An 18,441-nucleotide genomic window follows, 5' to 3' on the forward strand; every position below is an offset into this window, starting at 1 on the left:
CCGTATTGACCGACTAGGTCAGAAGCCAGAACGACATCGGCCCCCACGCGCGCGATGATGAGCGCATTGTCCAGCCGCTGCGCCGGTGGGCTGCCGGCGGGTGGCGTGAAGGGCCGGTTCGAATTGGCATCCGGCCCTTGCTGGGGCCCCGGCCCGCCGGCCCAATTCACCGGCTGACGCACCGGCATCGGCTGAGTCGGCGCTTGGGGAATGTTATCGAACTGCCGGGCGACTCGCGGATCGATGCCGGGATTGATTCCTTGATCGATGGCCGGGTCGGGCGCTTGTCCGCGCACCTGACTGGCGGGATTCAAAACTTGCTGCGCGGTTCCAGGCTGGAGCAGGATCGCTCCCACCAGCACCAGCGTTAAGCCGAAGATGGTTGGATAATGAGCGCGTGGCACGGGCGAGACGTCCGATGTCAGAGTTCGGCCCCGTTAGCCCCGTCGCTTGCGACGGGATGGGCGCCTTAGTATGAATTGAATGGGCAAGCGTAGCAGCGCGCGAAAAGCATTGCGACGAGACGAGCGACCTGCCGCGGAAGGTGCCCTGCATTGCGCACCTTCCGCGGGGGCGGAAGTATAGAAGGGCTTCAGTTCGGCTGCAACACCGATTTGATGGTCGCCGCCAGCCGCTCGAAGTCTCCAACCCCCTTGTCCAGAGGTAGATAGGCGCTGCGATCATCGACGATCCGCAGCCGCCCTGGCTTCGATTTGGCCAGTTCCTCGATTCGGCGGCGACTTCGATAGTCGAACACCACGAACCCCTCCTCGCGGCGGATCGCCTCGATTTGCCAGTCTGCCGCCGTGATGCGCAATTCGGCCTGCTCGATCAACCGCCCGACCGCCGCCGGCCAAGGTCCGAATCGATCGATCATTTCGGCTGTGAGATCGGCCAATTCATCGGTCGCGGCGACCCGCGCCAGCCGGCGATAGAGATCGATCTTCAACCGCATGTCGGGCACGTAAGCCGGCGGGATGAACGCCTCGCCCGGCAGATCGACGTGTACCTCGAGTACCTTCTTTGGCGCCATCTGTTGCAACCGGCGAACCGCCTGCTCGAGCAATTGGCAATACAACTCGTAGCCGACGACCGCGATGTGTCCGCTTTGCTGAGTTCCCAGGATATTTCCCGCGCCGCGGATTTCGAGATCGCGCATGGCGATCGCGAAACCGGCCCCCATGTCGCTAAATTCCTCGATCGCCCGCAGCCGTCGCACGGAAGTCCCCGAAATGTACTTATTGGGATCGAGCAGCAGATAACAATAGGCGCGATGCTTATAGCGCCCAACGCGGCCGCGCAATTGATGCAAATCGGCCAGCCCGTAGCGATCGGCTTCGTCGATGAAAATCGTATTGGCGTTCGGGATATCCAGCCCACTCTCGACAATCGTCGTCGCCAGCAACAGATCGAACTGGTGGTCCACGAACTCCAGCATCACCTCTTCCAATTCCCCCTCAGGCATTTGACCGTGACCGATACGGACGCGGGTCTCGGGAACGATGCGCTGCAATTTGGCCGCGACCAGATGGATGTCGTTGATTCGGTTGTGGACGAAGAAGATCTGCCCGTTGCGATTCAGCTCGCGAAGCACGGCGTGGCGGATTAGCTCCTCGTCGAATCGTGTCACGCGCGTCTCGACCGCCAGACGGTCCTCGGGAGGCGTTTCGAGGTTTGAGATGTCGCGCAGTCCCAAAAGCGACATGTGAAGCGTGCGCGGGATCGGCGTGGCGGTCATGGTGAGCACGTCGATCGTCTCCCGCAGCGCCTTCAGGCGCTCCTTGACCTCAACGCCGAATCGCTGCTCTTCGTCGATGACCACCAGGCCAAGATTCGCGAACGCCACGTCGGCCTGAGCGAGCCGATGCGTGCCAATCACCACGTCGATCGATCCCGATTTGAGTCCTTTGATGATCCCCGATTGCTCTTTGCCCGTGCAGAATCGGCTGAGGGCGGCGATCTGAAAAGGAAACTCGGCCATCCGTTCGGTGAACGTGCGGCGGTGCTGCTCGCAGAGGATCGTGGTCGGCACCAGCACGGCAACCTGAAAGCCGGACTCGATCGCCTTGAACGCCGCCCGCATCGCCACCTCGGTCTTGCCGTAGCCGACGTCGCCGCAGAGCAGCCGGTCCATGGGCCGGGCAAGGTGCATGTCGCGCTTGATCGCCGCGATAGCGCTTAGCTGATCGGTCGTCTCGCGATACGGAAAAGCGGCGTCGAACTCCTGTTGCCACTGTGTATCCAGGGGAAAACGAATCCCCGGCCGCGACGAGCGAACCGCCTGCATCCGCAGCATGTCAGCCGCCAGATCGGTCACGGCCGCGCTGGCCGCCTCTTTTTGCTTGACCCACAGCTTGCCGCCGATTCGAGCCAGGCTCGGTCGCGACTTGCTCCCGCCGACATATTTCTGCACCAGCTCGATGTTCGCCGCCGGAACGTAAATCTTCGTCCCGCCGTGGAATTCGAGTTCCAGATGCTCCTCGACCTGATCGTCTTTCTCCAGCAGCTTCAGACCGCGATACTTGCCGATGCCGTGCGCCAGATGAACGATGAAATCCCCCTCGCGCAGATCGAGAAAGCTATCGACGACTCGGCTCAGCCGCCGCTGAGAAGGGCGATTCAACTCGCTGCGATGAAACAGTTCGCCGCCGCTTACCAGCACCAGCCTCCGCGAAACGAGCCGGAAGCCGGCTTGCAATCGCCCCACGACGAACCCGAGGCGGCCGTCGGCCGCTAGCCGCGTCGCGCCGAAGATTTCTCGCAACCGTTCGATCTCGGCTTCCGTCTGGCAGACGATGATCACCTCATGTCCGCCGCCCGCAGAATCCAGCTCGTCCCGGACCTTGCCGATGTCACCGGAAAACCGTTCAACGCTCTCGATTCGCAACTGGCAAGTGGCTTCGAACGTGCCGCCGGAGACGGCCGCCGCCGTAACCGACGGAAAGCGATAGATTTCTTTGAGCACGTCGGTTGTCGCGTGGAAATCTTGCGGACGCTCGGCGCGGCGCAGATAGTTTTTGGCTTCCTCCTGAATTTCATCCGGCTCTACGAGCAGAATCCAGGATCGCGCGGGGAGATGGCTTGTGAGTTGATCGCGGTGCTCGGCGCTCGGCTTGAGGATCGTGATTTCGAGTGAGTCGAGCGATTTGAGGCTGCGCTGACTGGAGACCTCAAACTGGCGAATCGATTCCACCTGGTCGCCGAAGAATTCGATCCGCGCCGGTTCGTCCCAATCGGGAGCGAACACATCGACGATTCCTCCGCGCAGCGAAAACTCGCCGGGAAGCTGCACCGCCGGCGTGTTTTGAAAGCCGCTGGCGGTGAACCAACCGAGCAACTCCGCCACGGTGACCGATTCGCCGACGGTGATTCGCCGCGTTTGGGCCGCGAGCAGCTTGCGCGATGGGACCGGTTGCAACAGACTTTGAATGCTCGTGACGAGCAGTCGAGGGCGCTCGGCCGAATCGCCGGCAAGCAGCTTGAGCACGCGAAGGCGATCGCCGTGAATCTGGTCGTCGATCGCGTGCTCCGCCGCGGCCGTTTCCCATGCCGGCAGCCGTTCGGTCAGAGTCGTCGTGAAGAGCGCCAGATCATCGTAGAGCGTGTCGATGTCCGCCGGGCGCGGACAAACGACCACCAGCAATTCGGGAGCGTCCGCTTCAAGCGCCGCCGCCGACAGCGCGCAGCTCGAGCCCCAGATTCCGCCCAAAGTGGCTCCGTGGCCTGCTTTGAGGCTGGCCACGACCTCCGCGAAACCCGGCTCGTCGTGCAATGCGTCGGCCAGTTCGAGCAGCCGGCCGGCGACGTCATTTTCCGTCGGCGATGCTGCCATGCTCCTTCAAAAAAGTATCTCTATCGATTGTATCCATCCGCCAAAGAGTGCATGACCCCGTATACCGCTCGTGGCCGACGCTGCCAGCGTCGGTGCGGACGCTAGCAACGTCCGCTACGCACTATTCCGCAGGATCAAGAAGGCTGTGGCCCTGCTCGGCTTCGACTTCGACTTCGTGCATCACCTCAGCCACCTCGCGTCGGCTGGCCAAATAATAGCAGACTCCGACGAAAGCGACGACGAGCATGACGATTCGATACGCCAACGAGACCAGTGCCCCCACGCCCCCGACGCCAACTCCTCCGATCGCTTGCGGCACGTTTCGATAGAGGAACTCGTAAGCCGCTTCGACGGCGCCCAGTCCATTCAACGGCAATGGAATCACGTTCACAATCGTCGCCAGCGGCACAATGATCATGTGCGCGGTCAGCGAGGGATGGTTTTCGATCAGCCCCGCCGAGACAAGGTAGAACGCGACCGCGAATAGCCATTGGGCGAAAACGGTAACGCCCAGCGCGAGCGCCATCACCCAAACCTTGCTGCGAAATCGGCGGACAGCGGCGATCAGCCGCTCGCAGATCGGACCGATTCTCGGAATTCGAGCCAGCCAGCGCTCGATTCGATGCCACAGGGAATCGGGCAGCAGCATGAGCGCGGCGGCCGCGAATCCCCCGGCGGCCGTGCACGTGAATGTGGCTCGATAGATCATCCGCATCGTTTCGCTCGATTCGGTCACCCAGGCGCCGCTTGCTAGGATCGAACCTGTAGCCAAGAGAAAAACGCCGAACAAGCCGATGAGCCGATCCACCACGACCGTTGCTACGGCTTCCGCGCGGTGACCATGCAGGTCGCGGGCGACAAAGACCGCCTTGAATAAATCTCCGCCGACAGCTCCGAACGAGATAAAATTCAGCAGGTAGCCGAGAAAACCCAACCGCAGCGCCTCCCGCAGGCGGAATGGCAGCCCCAACGCTCGAATCAGCCAATGCCAGCGCACGATCGTGAGCGTCACGGCCGTGAGCGTAAGTCCGAGCGCGGCCGCCAGCAAATCCCACTGCTTTGGACTGTTCCAGAATTTTGGGAAGCTATCGTCCTTGTATATTTTGACGCTCAGATACCCGAGAATCGCCAACGGGACGCCCCACTTAAGCAATTGAACGGCGAGCGTTTTGGCGGTGCGTGTCAAAGTGGGGTTGTCGGTCTGAGATGAATTGCGGCCTTCGCTCTGGAGTCCGTTTGGCATCCGCGAAACGCACGCTAGCGTCGGCCGGGCTTCAGCCGTTCTTGACAGCCTGCGACGACCGTGATAGCTTCTTCTATTCGCGCCAGCGTGAGGCGAATCCGTGACGGAAGCTGAGCGCAATCATGCTCGGCATGTCAAATCTAGCACTCGCAGCCGATTTGACCAAGCACGAATTTATCGGGGGGATTAGCTCAATTGGGAGAGCGTCTGGCTGGCAGCCAGAAGGTCAGGGGTTCAAATCCCCTATCCTCCATTCGCTAACGAAGAGGGGCGCGAGTCGTTTGGAGACGAGTCGCGCCCCTTTTTAATTGCCGCCAGACACGCGTCGCCCGACCGAAATCCTATTCTTGCTCCTACTCCTCGTCTGAGTCACGTTCCAAATCTTACTGCCGCCCTTTCCGCCGCGCCGCCTACCACCTTTCGGCTCGAGCGACATGCGTGTTGCAGCGGAGGGCGAGTAAGATGAAGAGTAGAATTACGATTGGGAAGAGGATTAAGAGCAAGACGGGGAGTTAAAAGTTCGAGGCATCCGCCCAGATCCATAAGCTACGCTTGCGATGGTGGAACATTCTCAAGCGTGGGACTGGACATGCAAGCGGCGAGCGCGGCGACTGGCTTTGAACGGCTCACGCCGCGGCAGGCGCGAGTGGTGCTGGCGGTTGTGGCGGCGGTGACGCTGTTTTTTGTCGCCATCTCGCTCTCGCCGCTGGCCAGCGGGTTTGCCGATGCGCCGAGCCGCGGGGTTAGCGATATCGAATTGTACAAGGCGGAGGTCGCGCGGATTCAAGGGGGCGAAGGGTATTACGACGCGGCCGCGAAGGAACTCACGACGCGCGGGTATCCCACTCGCAGTGTTTTCAATTGGCGGCCGCCGTTGCCGGTGTGGCTTTTGGGCATCTTGCCCGACCCGCAAATCGGCAGGTGGGCGCTTGGCGTGCTGGCGCTTGGCGGCATTCTGGTGGCCACTCAGTTCGTCGCGCGCGACCAAGGCGTGCGATGCGGCCTAGTGTGCGGTTCGTGGATGGCTGGCGCGCTGTTGCCCTGCTTTCTTGACAATCTCTTCGTCATGCACGAACTTTGGGCCGGCGCGCTCATTTTACTTTCAGTGCTCGCTTATGGCGCCAACCGCCCGGCTTGGGGCGTCGCGGCCGGTATCCTCGCGCTCTTATTCCGCGAACTTGCCGCGCCCTACTGTGGGCTGTGTTTCGTGCTGGCCATTCGCGAGCGACGGCGAAGAGAGGCTTGTGTTTGGCTTATTGGAGCGGCGGTTTACGCGCTTGGATATGCCGCCCATATTGCGCAAGTGCTGCCGCGGATCGCGCCCGATGCGCATGCACATGCTGAGGGTTGGCTCTGCCTCGGCGGCGCCCCATTCGTGATTTCGCTCGCGCAAATGAATGCGTTTTTGCTCCTGCTCCCGCAATGGATCACGGCGATCTTTCTGGCGATGGCCCTGTTAGGCTTCGCCGGCTGGACGGCCCCCTGGGGTGCACGTGCGGCCTTGGCTGCGAGCATGTATTTGGCGCTGTTCGCGGCGATTGGACAACCGTTTAATCAGTATTGGGGCGCGCTGGTTGCGCCGCTGTTGTGCCTTGGCATCGCGCAAGCTCCGAGCGCGCTGACGACGCTATGGCGGCGCGCAATTGCAGTCGAATCGAACGCGGCGACATTGCCAGCTCACGCGTCCTGAGGCGGATCGCATACCTGCGCTAGCAGCGTCGGTTTTGCGTCATTCTTCAGCCGGCGACTCGCGCTCAACGCGCCTCTGCAACGATTCCAACTGGCGGCGGCGAACATTTTCCGCGGCGGTCGGGTCGAATTGGATCGACTCGCCAAACAGAAAGCTCAGTTGCCCAGCCGCAGCTTGCCGACTACCCAAATCCGCTCGGTCGAGCAGGATTAGCCACGCGCGATGATCCGACATCAATTCGTTCGCGACTGCGTCGGATCGGTCCTCGTCATCGGTGTCCGCTGGATTGACGAGTTGTTGAACTCTCGACCATTGCTCGAAATCCAGCCGGCGATGATCGAGGCTGCGCAAATACGGGATCACCGTCGGCGCGGCGGCCCGCAATTCCCGCTCCGCCCGTTGCCGATCGGCGAAATGGTCGCTCGCCAGATCCGCCACGAGTGCTCCCCAGCTTTGCAGGTTCTCGGGCCGATATTCGGCTGCCGTGCGCAACATCTGGGCTTCAATCGATTGGGCCGTCTCCGCCAACCGCCAATCGGGCCGGAACATCGCCAATAGCGGCAGAAGGTGCCGGCGGCACAATTCGGGTTCCGCCAGCAGGAGGTGCCACAACGAGGGTCCCTTGAGCTGGCGAATCAACCCGCGGTCGCTGACGCTCAGCGTGAGCATTCCATCCTTCGGCTGGCAGAATTCAATTGCTGGCCCCGTCTTGGCGTCTGGCGTCGGTCGGAGGGCAATCGTAAATTGCTGGCCTTCGAGCACCTCGACCGTCAGTTGCTCTCCGCCGGCAGCGAGTTCGTACTGAATCGTGGCGTCCTGATCGGCGTTGGTGCTAAGCTGCAGCTTCTCGCGCCGGCTGGCGCCCAAATCCGATGACGTTTCCCGTTCGACCATTGCCTCGTTGGCAAATGCTTGAAGCCGTCCGCCACATACAAAGAAACGGACCGATTGCAATTCTGGCCGTTGTGAGAGATTCGGAAGCCGCTCGCGAGGATTAGCGTCCTCGGCGATCGAAGAAGTCACGACCAAACAAAAGCCGCACCAGACGAGAGCGCGCATCGCCGATCGCATAACTGACATCCTCCTTTACCGCCGCATTCGCGCCGAGTAAAGCAAACCGGTGCGATTCGGCCATCGAGCGACCACGTTACGACAAAAGCTGTTCCGCGTCCGCCGGGTCGCCTGCGGAATCCGCGGTCGCGGGATGGGACGCTTAAAAGCGATCAGCTCGAAACAATTCTCCAAGGCCGATTCCGTGATCTTGGCAAACCGCTTCGCATCAATCGGAGAGAATCGGTTCTGGATGTCTCCCAGCTAACGCTTGTTAGGGCGATGAGTCTCGTGTTCCTAGCAATGATTATACCAAAGCCGCCAAAACGGGCCTACAGAAATGTGCGCGAAGTCATTGCCATGCCAGATATTTGGCCCATTTCTCGATCATTTCGGCAGCGATTGTCGGATAATAGCATTGCGCAGATTCGCAGCATGGCCAGCCCGCGCGCGCAGCACAGGCGGCTGCCAGCAAGTTTTGAGATGGCTCGCGGCGCTTGCAAGCGGAGCGCGATTCACTCATTTTGACTGCCCACTTCCGACTTTTGAGCCTTTGCCGGCACGTCTGGGTTTTCGCCACTGCTCTCTTCCTGAATCATGGCCTTGCCGCGCCGATTGATCCAGAAAATCACGATTGCCGCGACGATCGCCGACACCACCGCGACCGTGATCACGACCTCGACATGACGAATCCCATTCCAAATCTGCTTGCCGTAGAAATAAGTCAAACCGAAAAACAGGCTAATCACGGATATTGCGCAGCAGATGTCGGTGATCAGAAACCGCAGATACGGGACTCGCAACACGCCGGCGGCAAAATAGACGGGCGACCGCAAGCCGACTAGAAATCGGGTCAGCAGGATCATTTTCGCCCCGTGCTTCTTGAGCAATCGTTCGATTTGTTTCTCGCGATTGGCGTTGAACAAGCGCGCCCAATAGGGGTGCCTTTCGAGGATGCCAGCCCCAAATCGCCGGCCGATCAGATACATCGCGCTGTCGCCCGCGATCGCGCCAACCAAGCAAGCGGCAAGCGCTCCCCACGGGTCGAGCACTCCCCGAGCCGCGGCGACCCCTGCGGCGATGATCGCCACCTCCTCGGGAAGCGGCAGCCCGCAGCCGGTGAGGATCAAGAACACCGTGATCCCCAAATAGCCATAACTTGCCGGATCCTGAAACATCGGGTGGATCGCCGATTGAGTTTTGAGCGTCGAGACGCGAAGCCCGCTATTCTATTACTCCCGCAGTAATTTCCAATCGGTTTCAGGCAATCCGAACACGCGGATATCGACCGATCCGACTTTCGCGCCGGGCACGACAAGCACCGCCCCCAATCCCTGATGCGTGCGGCAATACTCAAGAGCTGGCTCAATTCCCATGACGAAAAACGCCGTGGAGAGGGCATCCGCCTCAGCGGCCGTCGGGGCCAGCACCGTCGTCGAGAGCATGCCTTCGGCCGGGTGACCGGTGCGAGGATCGAGAATGTGCCCGTACCGGCGCCCCTCGTGATAGAAGAACTGCTTGCCCGATCCCGATGTCCCGAGCGCTCGATTTCGCAGGCGAATCTCTCCCAGCCGTTCCGCAGGCCGCAGCGGATCGCGCAGCCCGACCCACCAGCCTTCGCCGGCCATCATCCCATGCGAGCCGCGGGCCAACAGACTGCTCTGTCCGCCGTGCAACATGAAATCCGAGACTCCCCGAGCTTCGAGCAATTCGCCGCAGCGGTCGAGCGCGTAACCTTTGCCAATGCTGCCGAGATTGATTTCAATTCCACATTTCAGGAAGCGGAACGTTCTTCGCTCGTCGTCGAAGGCCAAATGCTGGCTCCCCACGCGCGTCAACGCGGGAGCAAGTTCTTCGTCGCTCGGCATCTGGCCGGCGCGGCGGTAGAACCCCCAGACCTTCGAGAGCGGCCCGCTAGTGATGTCGTACGCCCCCTCAGTGCGGCGATGGAGTTTATGTGCAAAACGGAGCAATTCGAATAGCCTTGGCTCGACCTCCGCTTCGCGTTCGAACGCCGCACGATTCAAGCGGCTTACCTCGCTATGCTCGCGAAAGACCGTGAGCTGGTCCTCGAGCCGATCGACCAGATCGAGGGCCGCGACGGCCAATTCGGTCCCATCGGCATACTGACCGGCGTTGAGCAACACCTCGAACTCGCAGGCCATCGCTCGACGGCCGACGCGAAGAAGAAACGTCTGCTGTGCGGCGACTGACGATCGAGAAACCTCGGCGGCGGGACCGGTCGGCAGCGATTGTGCCGCGCCGTCCAGCGCCTCGGCGGCGGCACGGCCTTGCAAGAACGCTCGTCGGCTGCTCTTTCGCTGCGGTGGCATGGCAGAAACATTATATCCCGCTTGATGGCCCCGCGTCGGCAGCAGATAATTGGAAGTCGCCAGTAGGCAGTAGGCGGTGGTTAGCCCCGTCGCTTGCGACGGGATGGCCGCGCCGAGTGATGCAACTCAAGAATCCCATGTCAATCCGCAGAAATCTCTGCCGCGCCGCGCTGGCCCTCTTGATCACGGCGACGATGGTCGGCGAGCACTGGCTCGCGGCCGAAGGACCGGCGGATTCCGGCAAACGCCGAGCGTTGCCCCCTAAGTGGAACCAAAGCACGCTCGACAAATTCTTTCCCGACCCTCGGGCGACGCTCGAAGGAGAACGACCTGCTTTCGGCAATACTTCCGGAGCCGCCACTAACAAGTCGCATACCGACGACGGCGGTGCAGCGGGCAATACGGCCGACTCCGCGATACCGCTCGCGACCGGCGACTTCGCCTGGTCGAAGCTGATCGCTCCTGAGTCGCTCGTCGATGAAATCAAGTCGTATCCAAGTCTCGTGAAAGCGGATGTCAAGAGCCCGAGCGACTTCAAAGGGGGCGGCTTCAAACGGGCCCGACGAGATTTCAGCATGCTGGCCGTGGCGTTCGCGGTGATCGCCGAATACGACGGGGAAGTGCGTTGGAAGAACCAGGCGGCGGTGGCCCGCGACCTGTTCGCCCGCGCCGGGTTTAACTGCAAAGCCGCCACCGATCAAACCTTCAGCGAATCGAAGGCCCGTGCCGACGATCTGGCGGCCTTGATCCGCGGCGAGTCATTGCCTGCATCTGCGAATCCGGAACCAAAGATCGAGTGGCCCAAAGTGGCGAACCGCCCGCCATTGATGAGTCGGTTGGAGCTGGCCCAGCAAAATCGCCTCGCAGTTTGGACGGCGAATCCGGGAGACTTCGCCAAGAACCTCGACGGCATCTCTCGGGAAGCTCAGATCGTCGCAGTGCTGGCGGAGGTGATCCAACGCGACGGATTCGAATTCACCGATGATGGCAATTACAAAGGCTTCGCCCGCGACTTGCAGAAGCATGCGCTCGAGATCGCCGAAGCGGCAAGGGTGAAAAACTTCGACCAAGCCCGCCTCGCCGCCGGCGAACTCGCCAAAGCCTGCAGCAACTGCCACGGCAGCTTCCGGCAATAAGACTACTCTCGCTCACGGCGCTTACGGCTGGGGGCGGCGGCTAGACGCTTGCCGCTGGTCGATTTGACCATCGGCAGCATGCCGTTGGCGCCGGGCACGTGGAACGTCTTCACGTCGATCAGCTCGGCCAGATTCGCTGCCGCCAGTTCGCGGCCCGAGACGTAACGTCCCGCAGCGATCCAGGCGTTAACCTCGCTGTCGGCGACGCCGAACAGCTCGCCCAGCAGGTGGTCCATCTCCCCTTCGAGCGTGCCAAAGTGGCGCGCCCATTCGGCTGCTTCCGCCAGGCCGACATGCTCTTCGCTCTGCCATTTCATTGGATGGAACAGCAGGATGCTAAACGGCGTGACGAGCCGCCGTTTGCAGGCCGCAAAGGGCCACAGTGCGGCCGAGGAACATTCCCCGGTGACGATTCCCGTCGCTCGAATCCGCCTGAGCAACATGATCGAAACCATCGACATGGCGCAATACGGACTGCCGCCGGGGGAGTCGAAATACAGGGTGCATTCGCCGCCGGGCTCGATCGAGAGCAGCTTGTCGGTCAGATCGGCTTCGTTGTCGGTCAGATCGCCGACGAAGGCGATTTCAATCGGCCCTTGGCGCTGTTCGTCTTCCATCCGTTGGTTCCCGAGTGTGCGCAAATCCGCAGCTTGTCGTATCACGCGAATCGAACCGCTCGCGATCGTCTTCAACTACAAACTTTGTCGAAAATTCGGAGCGGACTGTCAAACCGTTCCATGCTCCAACCTTAACTTGGATCAAGGTCGACAGCAAGCGAAATGCGTGAAAAGACCTGCCGTTGGCGACGTTTTCCATCGCTGATTCAACTCATTGTTATAGGTCGTGGCTTTCTGGTCAATCCAAAGGCAGTATAATGGGTTACGTATGCTGGCACGTGGTGCGCAGCACGTGCCGCACAATCGGAACCTCCCTTTGTGGTTTGCGTTGAAAACTGAACGGGTAGCCGCAGATTGGTGGGAAGATGGGGATTCGGTTTCTTTGTCCCGGCGGCCATAAGCTGAACGTAAAGTCGTTCCTGGCCGGCAAGCGCGGCATCTGCCCTCATTGCGGCGCGAAATTCGAAATCCCGTTTGAATCGGTTGCAAAAGCGCCGCCGCCCCCAACTGCGAGCGCCGTCGCGGCCGCCAGCATCGACAAATCTGCCGCGGCGGCGGCGACAAAAGCATTTGTCTCTTCGCCCATCGCCGCAAAAACGGTGGTGGCGACGCCGAGCGCTCCACAATCGCCGTTGGCTCCGGTTGTTTCTTCGACCGTGATTGCCTCTCCGACGATCGAGCCGAGCCATGGCGCCGCGCCCTCGCCGGCAACCAGCCCCGCAGCTTCAGCCACTGGGGCGGCGGCGGTTGCAATCAAGCCGACGGCACCGCAAGTTGTCGTGCCAACGACGGCGCCAACGCAGGCCGATCCATTGGCCGAAGCCCCCAGCGCAGTTTGGTACGTGCGGACGAGTGCCGGTGGACAATTCGGTCCGGCGCGTGGTGACATGGTGCGGCAGTGGTTGGACGAGCGCCGCATTGGTCCGGACTATCTTGTCTGGCGCGAGGGGTGGCCTGAATGGAAGCGAGCATCCGCCGTGTTTGCAAAGCTAGCGGCCGTTGGTCCGGCGATTCCGGGCGCGCCTAAGACGCCTGCTCCAACGGAGCCGGCTCCGCCAATGGATGATGATTGGGTTGACGCGATCGTCGAGAGCCAACCGATGACGCTTCATCGGCCGAAACCGAAGGCGCGTCCGGACAACAATCTGCGATTGATTATCGGCATCGTGTTGATCCTGATCTGCATCGTATTGGCGATCGTGCTTTTTTTGATCGTACAGAATCAGAGGGGCAACGAATCGGCGGTTCGAGATTCCGCCGCGATCGAGGCCCGCGTGGGATCGACGGAACTCAAGACACGAGAAATCGGAGGAATCCTGTGAATTTCCATAGTCAAAGTGCGACCCGGGCGTTGTGCGTCGTGGTTGCGGCCGCATTTATCTTCGGCGCCGCCTCAAAATCCGTCACGGCCGACGACAAAGCCGATCCCAAGCCGAATCCGACGATCGATCTGGCCGACGGAAAAATCCTCCTCACCGCTCCCCAGAGCTGGGCGCGCAAAACCCCGCGCGTGCGAATCATCGAGCATGAATTCGCCGTTCCAGTTTCGAAGGGAGACAAGGAGGACGGCCGCGTCACCGTGATGGGTGCCGGCGGAACCGTCGAGGCCAATCTTGATCGCTGGATCGCTCAATTCTCGCAGCCCGATGGTTCGGAAACTAAGAACCAAGCTCCGGAAGCGGACCGCAAGAAGACGATCTCCGGCCTCGATGTCCAAATGATCGATCTGTCGGGCACGTTCCGCGACATGCCGCGCCCGTTCGACCCCAACGGCGGCGCCGTTGAACGACCGAACTACCGAATGCTCGCAGCAGTGATCGCCTCACCGACGCTTGGGAACTATTTCATCAAGTTCTACGGTCCCCGGCAGACGGTCAGTGACCACGCCGAAGAGTTCCATAAAATGATCGCGGGTCTTCAAACGAAATAACCTAGTTTCAATCCGATGCATTTTCGTGTGTGAACGGTCGTTGTGTGCGTCGCATCCGTTCACTCCACTTGTCCCTCGCCCATTTTCCCTAGCCCCCAGCACCTTTGAAGATTCAGCAGTTTCTCGATCATCACGGTATCGCGGCGAATCCCTTTGCGGAAGAAGACGCGCAGACCGACCCAGTGTTCAAGGAACACTGCATCGCCAGCATGTACCACCCGGCGTGGGACAAGATTTACGGCGATCCGGCCGAGCCGGCCACCTCGGTCGTGTTTGGCGAGAAAGGTTCGGGCAAAACGGCCTTGCGGCTGCAAATTGCCCAGCACTTGGCCAATTACAATCGCTCTCATCCCAAAGAGCGGCTGTTCGTCATCGACTACGATGACTTCAATCCTTTTCTCGACCGATTTCAGGATCGGCTCGGGGGCCGGCGGCGACGGCTCGACCGAATGCTTGCGGAATGGCGACTTTGGGACCACATGGACGCGATTCTGTCGCTCGGTGTGACACGGCTGACCGACGAAATCCTGGCCGGCCGCGAGCGATTGGCCGACGCCGATTGGCTGCTCGACAGGCATCAGGCCCGCGATTTGTTGCTCTTAGCCGCCTGCTATGACCAATCGCTCAGCGACACCCGAAAGGGACGCTGGCATCGGTTGCGGCGGAAACTTCGTTTCCGCACCTGGTGGGCCCATTGGGATCTGGCCCTGGGTATCGCCGTGACGGTCGCGATATTCGCACTTGTGGTAGGGCTTGGCGATTGGGAATGGCTCACGAAACCTTGGCCATACCTCTTGGCGTTGGTAGGCTGGGGACCGCGGCTGTGGCGGATGTCGAAATGGCTTTGGCAATCGCTGGGAATTGTTCGTCGCGTGCGGGTCGGAAACCTACACCTCAATTCGCTGCGCCAAATCCTGATGAACTTCACTGCGGCGGAGATTGCCGGCCAACCGTTGCCCAACAAACAGCGAACCGACGATCGCTATGAGCTGCTGATCAAGTTTCAGGGGATTCTCCGGGGTTTGGGTTATTCGGGAATCATCGTGCTCGTCGATCGAGTCGACGAGCCGCATTTGATCAACGGCTCGGCCGAAGGGATGAGGGCCCTGCTTTGGCCGATGCTTGACAACAAGTTTCTCAAGCATCCTGGGATGGGCTTCAAGCTCCTTCTGCCAATCGAGTTATCGCGGTTCATCGAGCGCGAGCAACAGGATTTTTTCCAACGCGCTCGGCTCGACAAGCAAAACATGATCCCGTCGCTCGAATGGACCGGCGAGGCGCTCTACGATCTGGCCACTGCACGGGTGCAAGCTTGCGCCAAGCCGGGAGCGAAGCCGACGTTCGGCGAGCTGTTTGATGAATCGGTGAACCAACGGCGACTCGTGGAGGCCCTACGCAGCCTGCGCGTTCCCCGCCATCTGTTCAAATTCATGTACCGCGTGCTCGTGGCGCACTGCAATTCCCACACCGACGACAATCCGTCGTGGCAGATCTCGAGCGAGATGTTCGAGGCCCAGCTTGCGGTCTACCGCAAGGAGCAAGACGCTTTCGATCGCGGAGTCGGCGTCGTGTGAATGGCCGTTGAGTTGCGGCAGGCCGCCCGCAACAGATCAAGCAAATGGACAATGGGTCGCGCAGCGGATGGCTCGGTTAGTTTCAAACGGTTGGCAAGCGCGTCGTTTAACGCCGTTTTATGACCGGCAACTTCTCTTGATCGAAACGCCGGTTCCTGCGACACTTCCACCTCGCACGGTGCCTAGATCGGCTCATCTCGATCGAGGTTCTGCGTCGACGATTGAGCGTGCGCTCCGCGTGGGGCCGCCGGATCATTGAACCCAAGGACGGGAGATCGACCGATGGAACGCTGGGGTTTTGCGGCCGTTTTGGGCAGTCTCGTGGCGATTGGCACAGCCTGCAGCAAATCAGATCCGGCTGCCAACGCCGACGCGCACGGCGAGCATCTCTCTGATGTCGACCGTCTTTCGTCGGGCGTTCGCGAGGAACAATCGGCAACGGACCATAATCAGGCGGAAGCGCCCGACAAGGTCGTACTAAGGTTCTTGGACGCCGCCCGTTCCGGAGACCAAAAGAAGCTATCGCAGTTGATGACCGAGAAAGCCCGCTCGGAGACGACCTCGCAAAACATCAATTTCGAACTCGAATCGTACCAGAACGCGACCTTTGAAGTCGGCGAGACGGAGTATCTTTCTGCCGAAAAGAACACCGCGCACGTCGGCTGCAAGTGGACCGATCACGATGGCGATGCGAGCTTCAGCCATGATGTGATATGGGTCATGCGGAAAGAGGAGCCCGGGTGGCGGGTCGTCGGAATGATCACGAGGCCGTTTCCCGATCAACCGCCGGTCGCTTTCGATTATGAGAATGTGAAGGAGTTAATGAACACGAAGACCGCAATCGAGCAAGAAGCGAAGCGCCGTGCCGAAGAAGAGGAAAAGGAGGCGAGGCGAGCGGCTCATCGGGAGTCATCCGCCAAGTGACGAGTGCTTGCGTTGCGCCAGATGCGCTTGCTAGCAAAATTGTCAGATTTAGAACTTCCAGAACTGGCAGGGACATGAGTTCATTGATGTAAACCATTCACCACGATTGACTTGAGATTCAGTGTGGCAAAGACTCCGGATTCTTCCGGAGTCTTTTTTTTGCGCTTTTGCCCCTAGGCGCTGCCGAATTATGGGCTACATTTGGCGTAACAAACCACGCAGTATTCCCATATAACCGAGACAATACAATTTATTCTCCGGCCGCTTGACAATGGGTCGGTGGATGATAACCTAGCGTCCTAGTCTGTGCATTTACGTCTGTTTGCGTAATCGGTAGAGCTTACAGGGAAGCGACACGATTTTTGCTGATGGACGCCCAGGCACAGACAGCTAGGAGGTCCCTCTCTCGCCTGGCGGCCGTCCCAGGCAAGGGTGAGAAACTTGGGTGGACGGTAGAACTGTAACTTTGTTACGCCAAGTACCTGTAAGTTGGAGGATTCGAGGATGAATCGAACATTGATTTTTGGGGTCGCGATTTTTTTCGCGGTCGTCGGGATCGCCCTGATCGGCGGTTCCAACAAGGCTCTCGCGGGCCATGGCTGCTGCGGCTGCCATAGCTCGTGTGACTGTGGTGGTTGTGGTGGTGGTGGCTGCTGCGGTTGCCATCACCGTCGTCATCATCGTTGCTGCGGCTGCGATGGTTGCTGCGGCTGCTGTGGTGCTGCTGCTCCGGCCTGCGCTGCTGCCCCGGCCTGTGCCGCTCCGGCTGCTCCGAGCTGCGCTGGTGCCGCTCCGAGTTGCGCTGGCGCCGCCCCGGCTGCTCCGGCTCCGCCGGCTGCTGCCGCCCCGGCCCCCCCGGCCCCGCCGGCCCCGGGCAAGTAGTCTGTTAACCAACAGCCGGCGGCCTCCAACCTGTTGGAGGCCGCCGAGCCTGTTTCAAGCCCGGCAGTCGCTGACTCCGGGTGGGTGGAGGTCAGCCCTGAGTCTTCACCTTGCGAAACCTTCTGAAGCCGGATCTCGATTGAGGTCCGGCTTTCTTTTTGCGCAACGGACTGAGCGTTGAACCGCCCTGGGCAGCCCCCCTTTCCCGACGGCGACGCTACCGACTTGCCGGAAAGCCGTACGGGCGCTCGTCGACAGCTTTACACGGGCTTATTCGCGAAACTAAGATACTCTCACCACGGGGCCAGCATACGGGCCGTTTGCCCCTCCCCATCCAAATCCACCCTCTGGCGAGAACTCCCATGAAACGCCGTGCCACTCTGCTGCTTTCGATGTTGCTGCTCTTCCCGTTTGCCGCACGCGCCGGCGAATCGCACATCGAGGACGCGCGGGATCGAGCGACCGGCTGGAGTGTACTGTCGATCAAGCAAGGGGATACCGCGATCAGGCTCGTTCCAAGTGCGGGAGCTAACGTCTTTTCGATCAGCTATAAGGGGACCGAACTGCTCAAATCCCCCAAATCGCTCAAAGATCTGCCTGGATTCAACTTTGGCGTTCCAGTGCTGTACCCGATGCCCAATCGGGTCCGAGACGGTGTCTTCACGTTCGGCGGCCGCGAATACAAGTTCCCGCCAAACAACAACGGCAACTTCCTTCATGGCCTCGTCCATAGCGCCGGCTGGGAGAGAGATGGCAACGAAATCATCGACGGGCATATTTCGGTGAAGATTCCTCTCAAGCTCCGCTTCGAGCCGGGCAGCGACCTTTACAAGCTATTTCCGAACGCCCACACTCTATCGCTGGCGATCGAGGCGCTGGACAACGGCGTGCGTTGGACCTACACGGTCGACAACAGCAACGGGCATAAGCCGGTGCCGTTCGGATTCGCGATCCACCCCTACTTTCTCTATCAAGGGCCGCGGAGCGAAACCTACATCACGATCCCGGCGACCAACCTCATTGAATCGGAAAAGCTGCTGCCGACGGGCAAACTGCTCGATCTGACCGGCTCCAACTGGGACGCGCGGCAACCGAAATCGCTGGAGGGCTTCTTGAGTGACGACGTCTATTTCGGAATGCAATCAAACAAACCGGCGGTAATCGACTTCCGCCAGGCGCGGCTGAAGATCACACTCAACGCGAGCGACGATTTCACCCACCTCGTGCTCT

General features: G+C 60.4%; 16 protein-coding genes and 1 tRNA gene. 8 read left to right on the top strand and 9 right to left on the bottom strand.

Features of this window, described 5'->3' with window-relative positions:
- The 3 genes from VGY55_09010 to VGY55_09020 form a co-directional block, all read right to left on the bottom strand.
- A partial coding sequence (locus VGY55_09010) for a hypothetical protein (protein ID HEV2970118.1) occupies positions 1-404 on the bottom strand: 404 nt, incomplete at its 3' end.
- A 188-nt stretch (positions 405-592) separates the two neighbouring features.
- Positions 593-3,832 (bottom strand): transcription-repair coupling factor, encoded by a 3,240-nt coding sequence (gene mfd, locus VGY55_09015; protein ID HEV2970119.1) that lies wholly within the window; start codon positions 3,830-3,832, stop codon positions 593-595.
- Between the two features lie 121 nt (positions 3,833-3,953).
- A complete protein-coding gene (locus VGY55_09020) occupies positions 3,954-5,075 on the bottom strand; it encodes a lysylphosphatidylglycerol synthase transmembrane domain-containing protein (GenBank protein ID HEV2970120.1) in 1,122 nt (373 codons plus the stop codon).
- A gap of 180 nt (positions 5,076-5,255) precedes the next feature.
- Between VGY55_09020 and VGY55_09025 the strand changes: the two genes are divergently transcribed.
- Both VGY55_09025 and VGY55_09030 read left to right on the top strand, forming a co-directional pair.
- A tRNA-Ala gene (locus VGY55_09025) sits at positions 5,256-5,328 on the top strand.
- 336 nt (positions 5,329-5,664) lie between these two features.
- Complete coding sequence (locus VGY55_09030) at positions 5,665-6,765, top strand: hypothetical protein (GenBank protein ID HEV2970121.1); 1,101 nt, start codon at positions 5,665-5,667, stop codon at positions 6,763-6,765.
- A 39-nt stretch (positions 6,766-6,804) separates the two neighbouring features.
- On the opposite strand, the gene VGY55_09035 is transcribed toward VGY55_09030, so the two are convergent.
- From VGY55_09035 to VGY55_09050, 4 genes are all read right to left on the bottom strand, one after another.
- Positions 6,805-7,659, bottom strand: coding sequence for a hypothetical protein (locus VGY55_09035; GenBank protein HEV2970122.1), 855 nt, complete (start codon positions 7,657-7,659; stop codon positions 6,805-6,807).
- A gap of 100 nt (positions 7,660-7,759) precedes the next feature.
- Positions 7,760-7,900 carry a hypothetical protein gene (locus VGY55_09040; protein ID HEV2970123.1) on the bottom strand — a complete coding sequence of 47 codons (141 nt, stop codon included), beginning with the start codon at positions 7,898-7,900 and terminating at the stop codon, positions 7,760-7,762.
- A gap of 430 nt (positions 7,901-8,330) precedes the next feature.
- On the bottom strand, positions 8,331-8,993 hold the full coding sequence (locus VGY55_09045) for a DedA family protein (GenBank protein HEV2970124.1): 663 nt from the start codon (positions 8,991-8,993) through the stop codon (positions 8,331-8,333).
- A gap of 54 nt (positions 8,994-9,047) precedes the next feature.
- Positions 9,048-10,148, bottom strand: a complete 1,101-nt coding sequence (locus VGY55_09050) for an FAD:protein FMN transferase (protein HEV2970125.1) — start codon at positions 10,146-10,148, stop codon at positions 9,048-9,050.
- 137 nt (positions 10,149-10,285) lie between these two features.
- On the opposite strand from VGY55_09050, the gene VGY55_09055 reads away from it, so the two are divergent.
- The gene (locus VGY55_09055; protein HEV2970126.1) at positions 10,286-11,284 is read left to right on the top strand and encodes a hypothetical protein; all 999 of its coding nucleotides are present in this window, start codon (positions 10,286-10,288) and stop codon (positions 11,282-11,284) included.
- Positions 11,285-11,286: 2 nt separating this feature from the next.
- Here VGY55_09055 and VGY55_09060 read toward each other — a convergent pair whose 3' ends face one another.
- Both VGY55_09060 and VGY55_09065 read right to left on the bottom strand, forming a co-directional pair.
- Positions 11,287-11,901, bottom strand: a complete 615-nt coding sequence (locus VGY55_09060; protein ID HEV2970127.1) for a hypothetical protein — start codon at positions 11,899-11,901, stop codon at positions 11,287-11,289.
- A gap of 445 nt (positions 11,902-12,346) precedes the next feature.
- Positions 12,347-12,790 (bottom strand): hypothetical protein, encoded by a 444-nt coding sequence (locus tag VGY55_09065; GenBank protein ID HEV2970128.1) that lies wholly within the window; start codon positions 12,788-12,790, stop codon positions 12,347-12,349.
- Positions 12,791-12,959: 169 nt separating this feature from the next.
- Here VGY55_09065 and VGY55_09070 point away from each other — a divergent pair, with 169 nt between their 5' ends.
- The 5 genes from VGY55_09070 to VGY55_09090 all read left to right on the top strand — a co-directional run.
- Entirely contained in the window at positions 12,960-13,223 is a 264-nt protein-coding gene (locus VGY55_09070) for a hypothetical protein (GenBank protein ID HEV2970129.1), read from the top strand.
- The gene (locus tag VGY55_09075; protein HEV2970130.1) at positions 13,220-13,831 is read left to right on the top strand and encodes a hypothetical protein; all 612 of its coding nucleotides are present in this window, start codon (positions 13,220-13,222) and stop codon (positions 13,829-13,831) included. Before VGY55_09070 ends, VGY55_09075 begins: the two co-directional genes overlap by 4 nt.
- 104 nt (positions 13,832-13,935) lie before the next feature.
- On the top strand, positions 13,936-15,405 hold the full coding sequence (locus VGY55_09080) for a hypothetical protein (protein HEV2970131.1): 1,470 nt from the start codon (positions 13,936-13,938) through the stop codon (positions 15,403-15,405).
- A 282-nt stretch (positions 15,406-15,687) separates the two neighbouring features.
- A complete protein-coding gene (locus VGY55_09085; GenBank protein HEV2970132.1) occupies positions 15,688-16,329 on the top strand; it encodes a hypothetical protein in 642 nt (213 codons plus the stop codon).
- Between the two features lie 1,244 nt (positions 16,330-17,573).
- The coding region (locus VGY55_09090) for an aldose 1-epimerase (protein HEV2970133.1) at positions 17,574-18,441 on the top strand (868 nt) is incomplete at its 3' end.

The sequence above is a fragment of the Pirellulales bacterium genome (assembly GCA_035939775.1).
Lineage (GTDB): Bacteria > Planctomycetota > Planctomycetia > Pirellulales > DATAWG01 > DASZFO01.

Coding starts and splice junctions, on each gene's coding strand:
- mfd (HEV2970119.1), bottom strand. CDS start 3,832: ATGGCAGCATCGCCGACGGAAAATGACGTCGCCGGCCGGCTGCTCGAA.
- VGY55_09020 (HEV2970120.1), bottom strand. CDS start 5,075: ATGCCAAACGGACTCCAGAGCGAAGGCCGCAATTCATCTCAGACCGAC.
- VGY55_09030 (HEV2970121.1), top strand. CDS start 5,665: ATGCAAGCGGCGAGCGCGGCGACTGGCTTTGAACGGCTCACGCCGCGG.
- VGY55_09035 (HEV2970122.1), bottom strand. CDS start 7,659: ATGGTCGAACGGGAAACGTCATCGGATTTGGGCGCCAGCCGGCGCGAG.
- VGY55_09040 (HEV2970123.1), bottom strand. CDS start 7,900: ATGGCCGAATCGCACCGGTTTGCTTTACTCGGCGCGAATGCGGCGGTA.
- VGY55_09045 (HEV2970124.1), bottom strand. CDS start 8,993: ATGTTTCAGGATCCGGCAAGTTATGGCTATTTGGGGATCACGGTGTTC.
- VGY55_09050 (HEV2970125.1), bottom strand. CDS start 10,148: ATGCCACCGCAGCGAAAGAGCAGCCGACGAGCGTTCTTGCAAGGCCGT.
- VGY55_09055 (HEV2970126.1), top strand. CDS start 10,286: ATGTCAATCCGCAGAAATCTCTGCCGCGCCGCGCTGGCCCTCTTGATC.
- VGY55_09060 (HEV2970127.1), bottom strand. CDS start 11,901: ATGGAAGACGAACAGCGCCAAGGGCCGATTGAAATCGCCTTCGTCGGC.
- VGY55_09065 (HEV2970128.1), bottom strand. CDS start 12,790: ATGTCACCACGCGCCGGACCGAATTGTCCACCGGCACTCGTCCGCACG.
- VGY55_09070 (HEV2970129.1), top strand. CDS start 12,960: ATGGATGATGATTGGGTTGACGCGATCGTCGAGAGCCAACCGATGACG.
- VGY55_09085 (HEV2970132.1), top strand. CDS start 15,688: ATGGAACGCTGGGGTTTTGCGGCCGTTTTGGGCAGTCTCGTGGCGATT.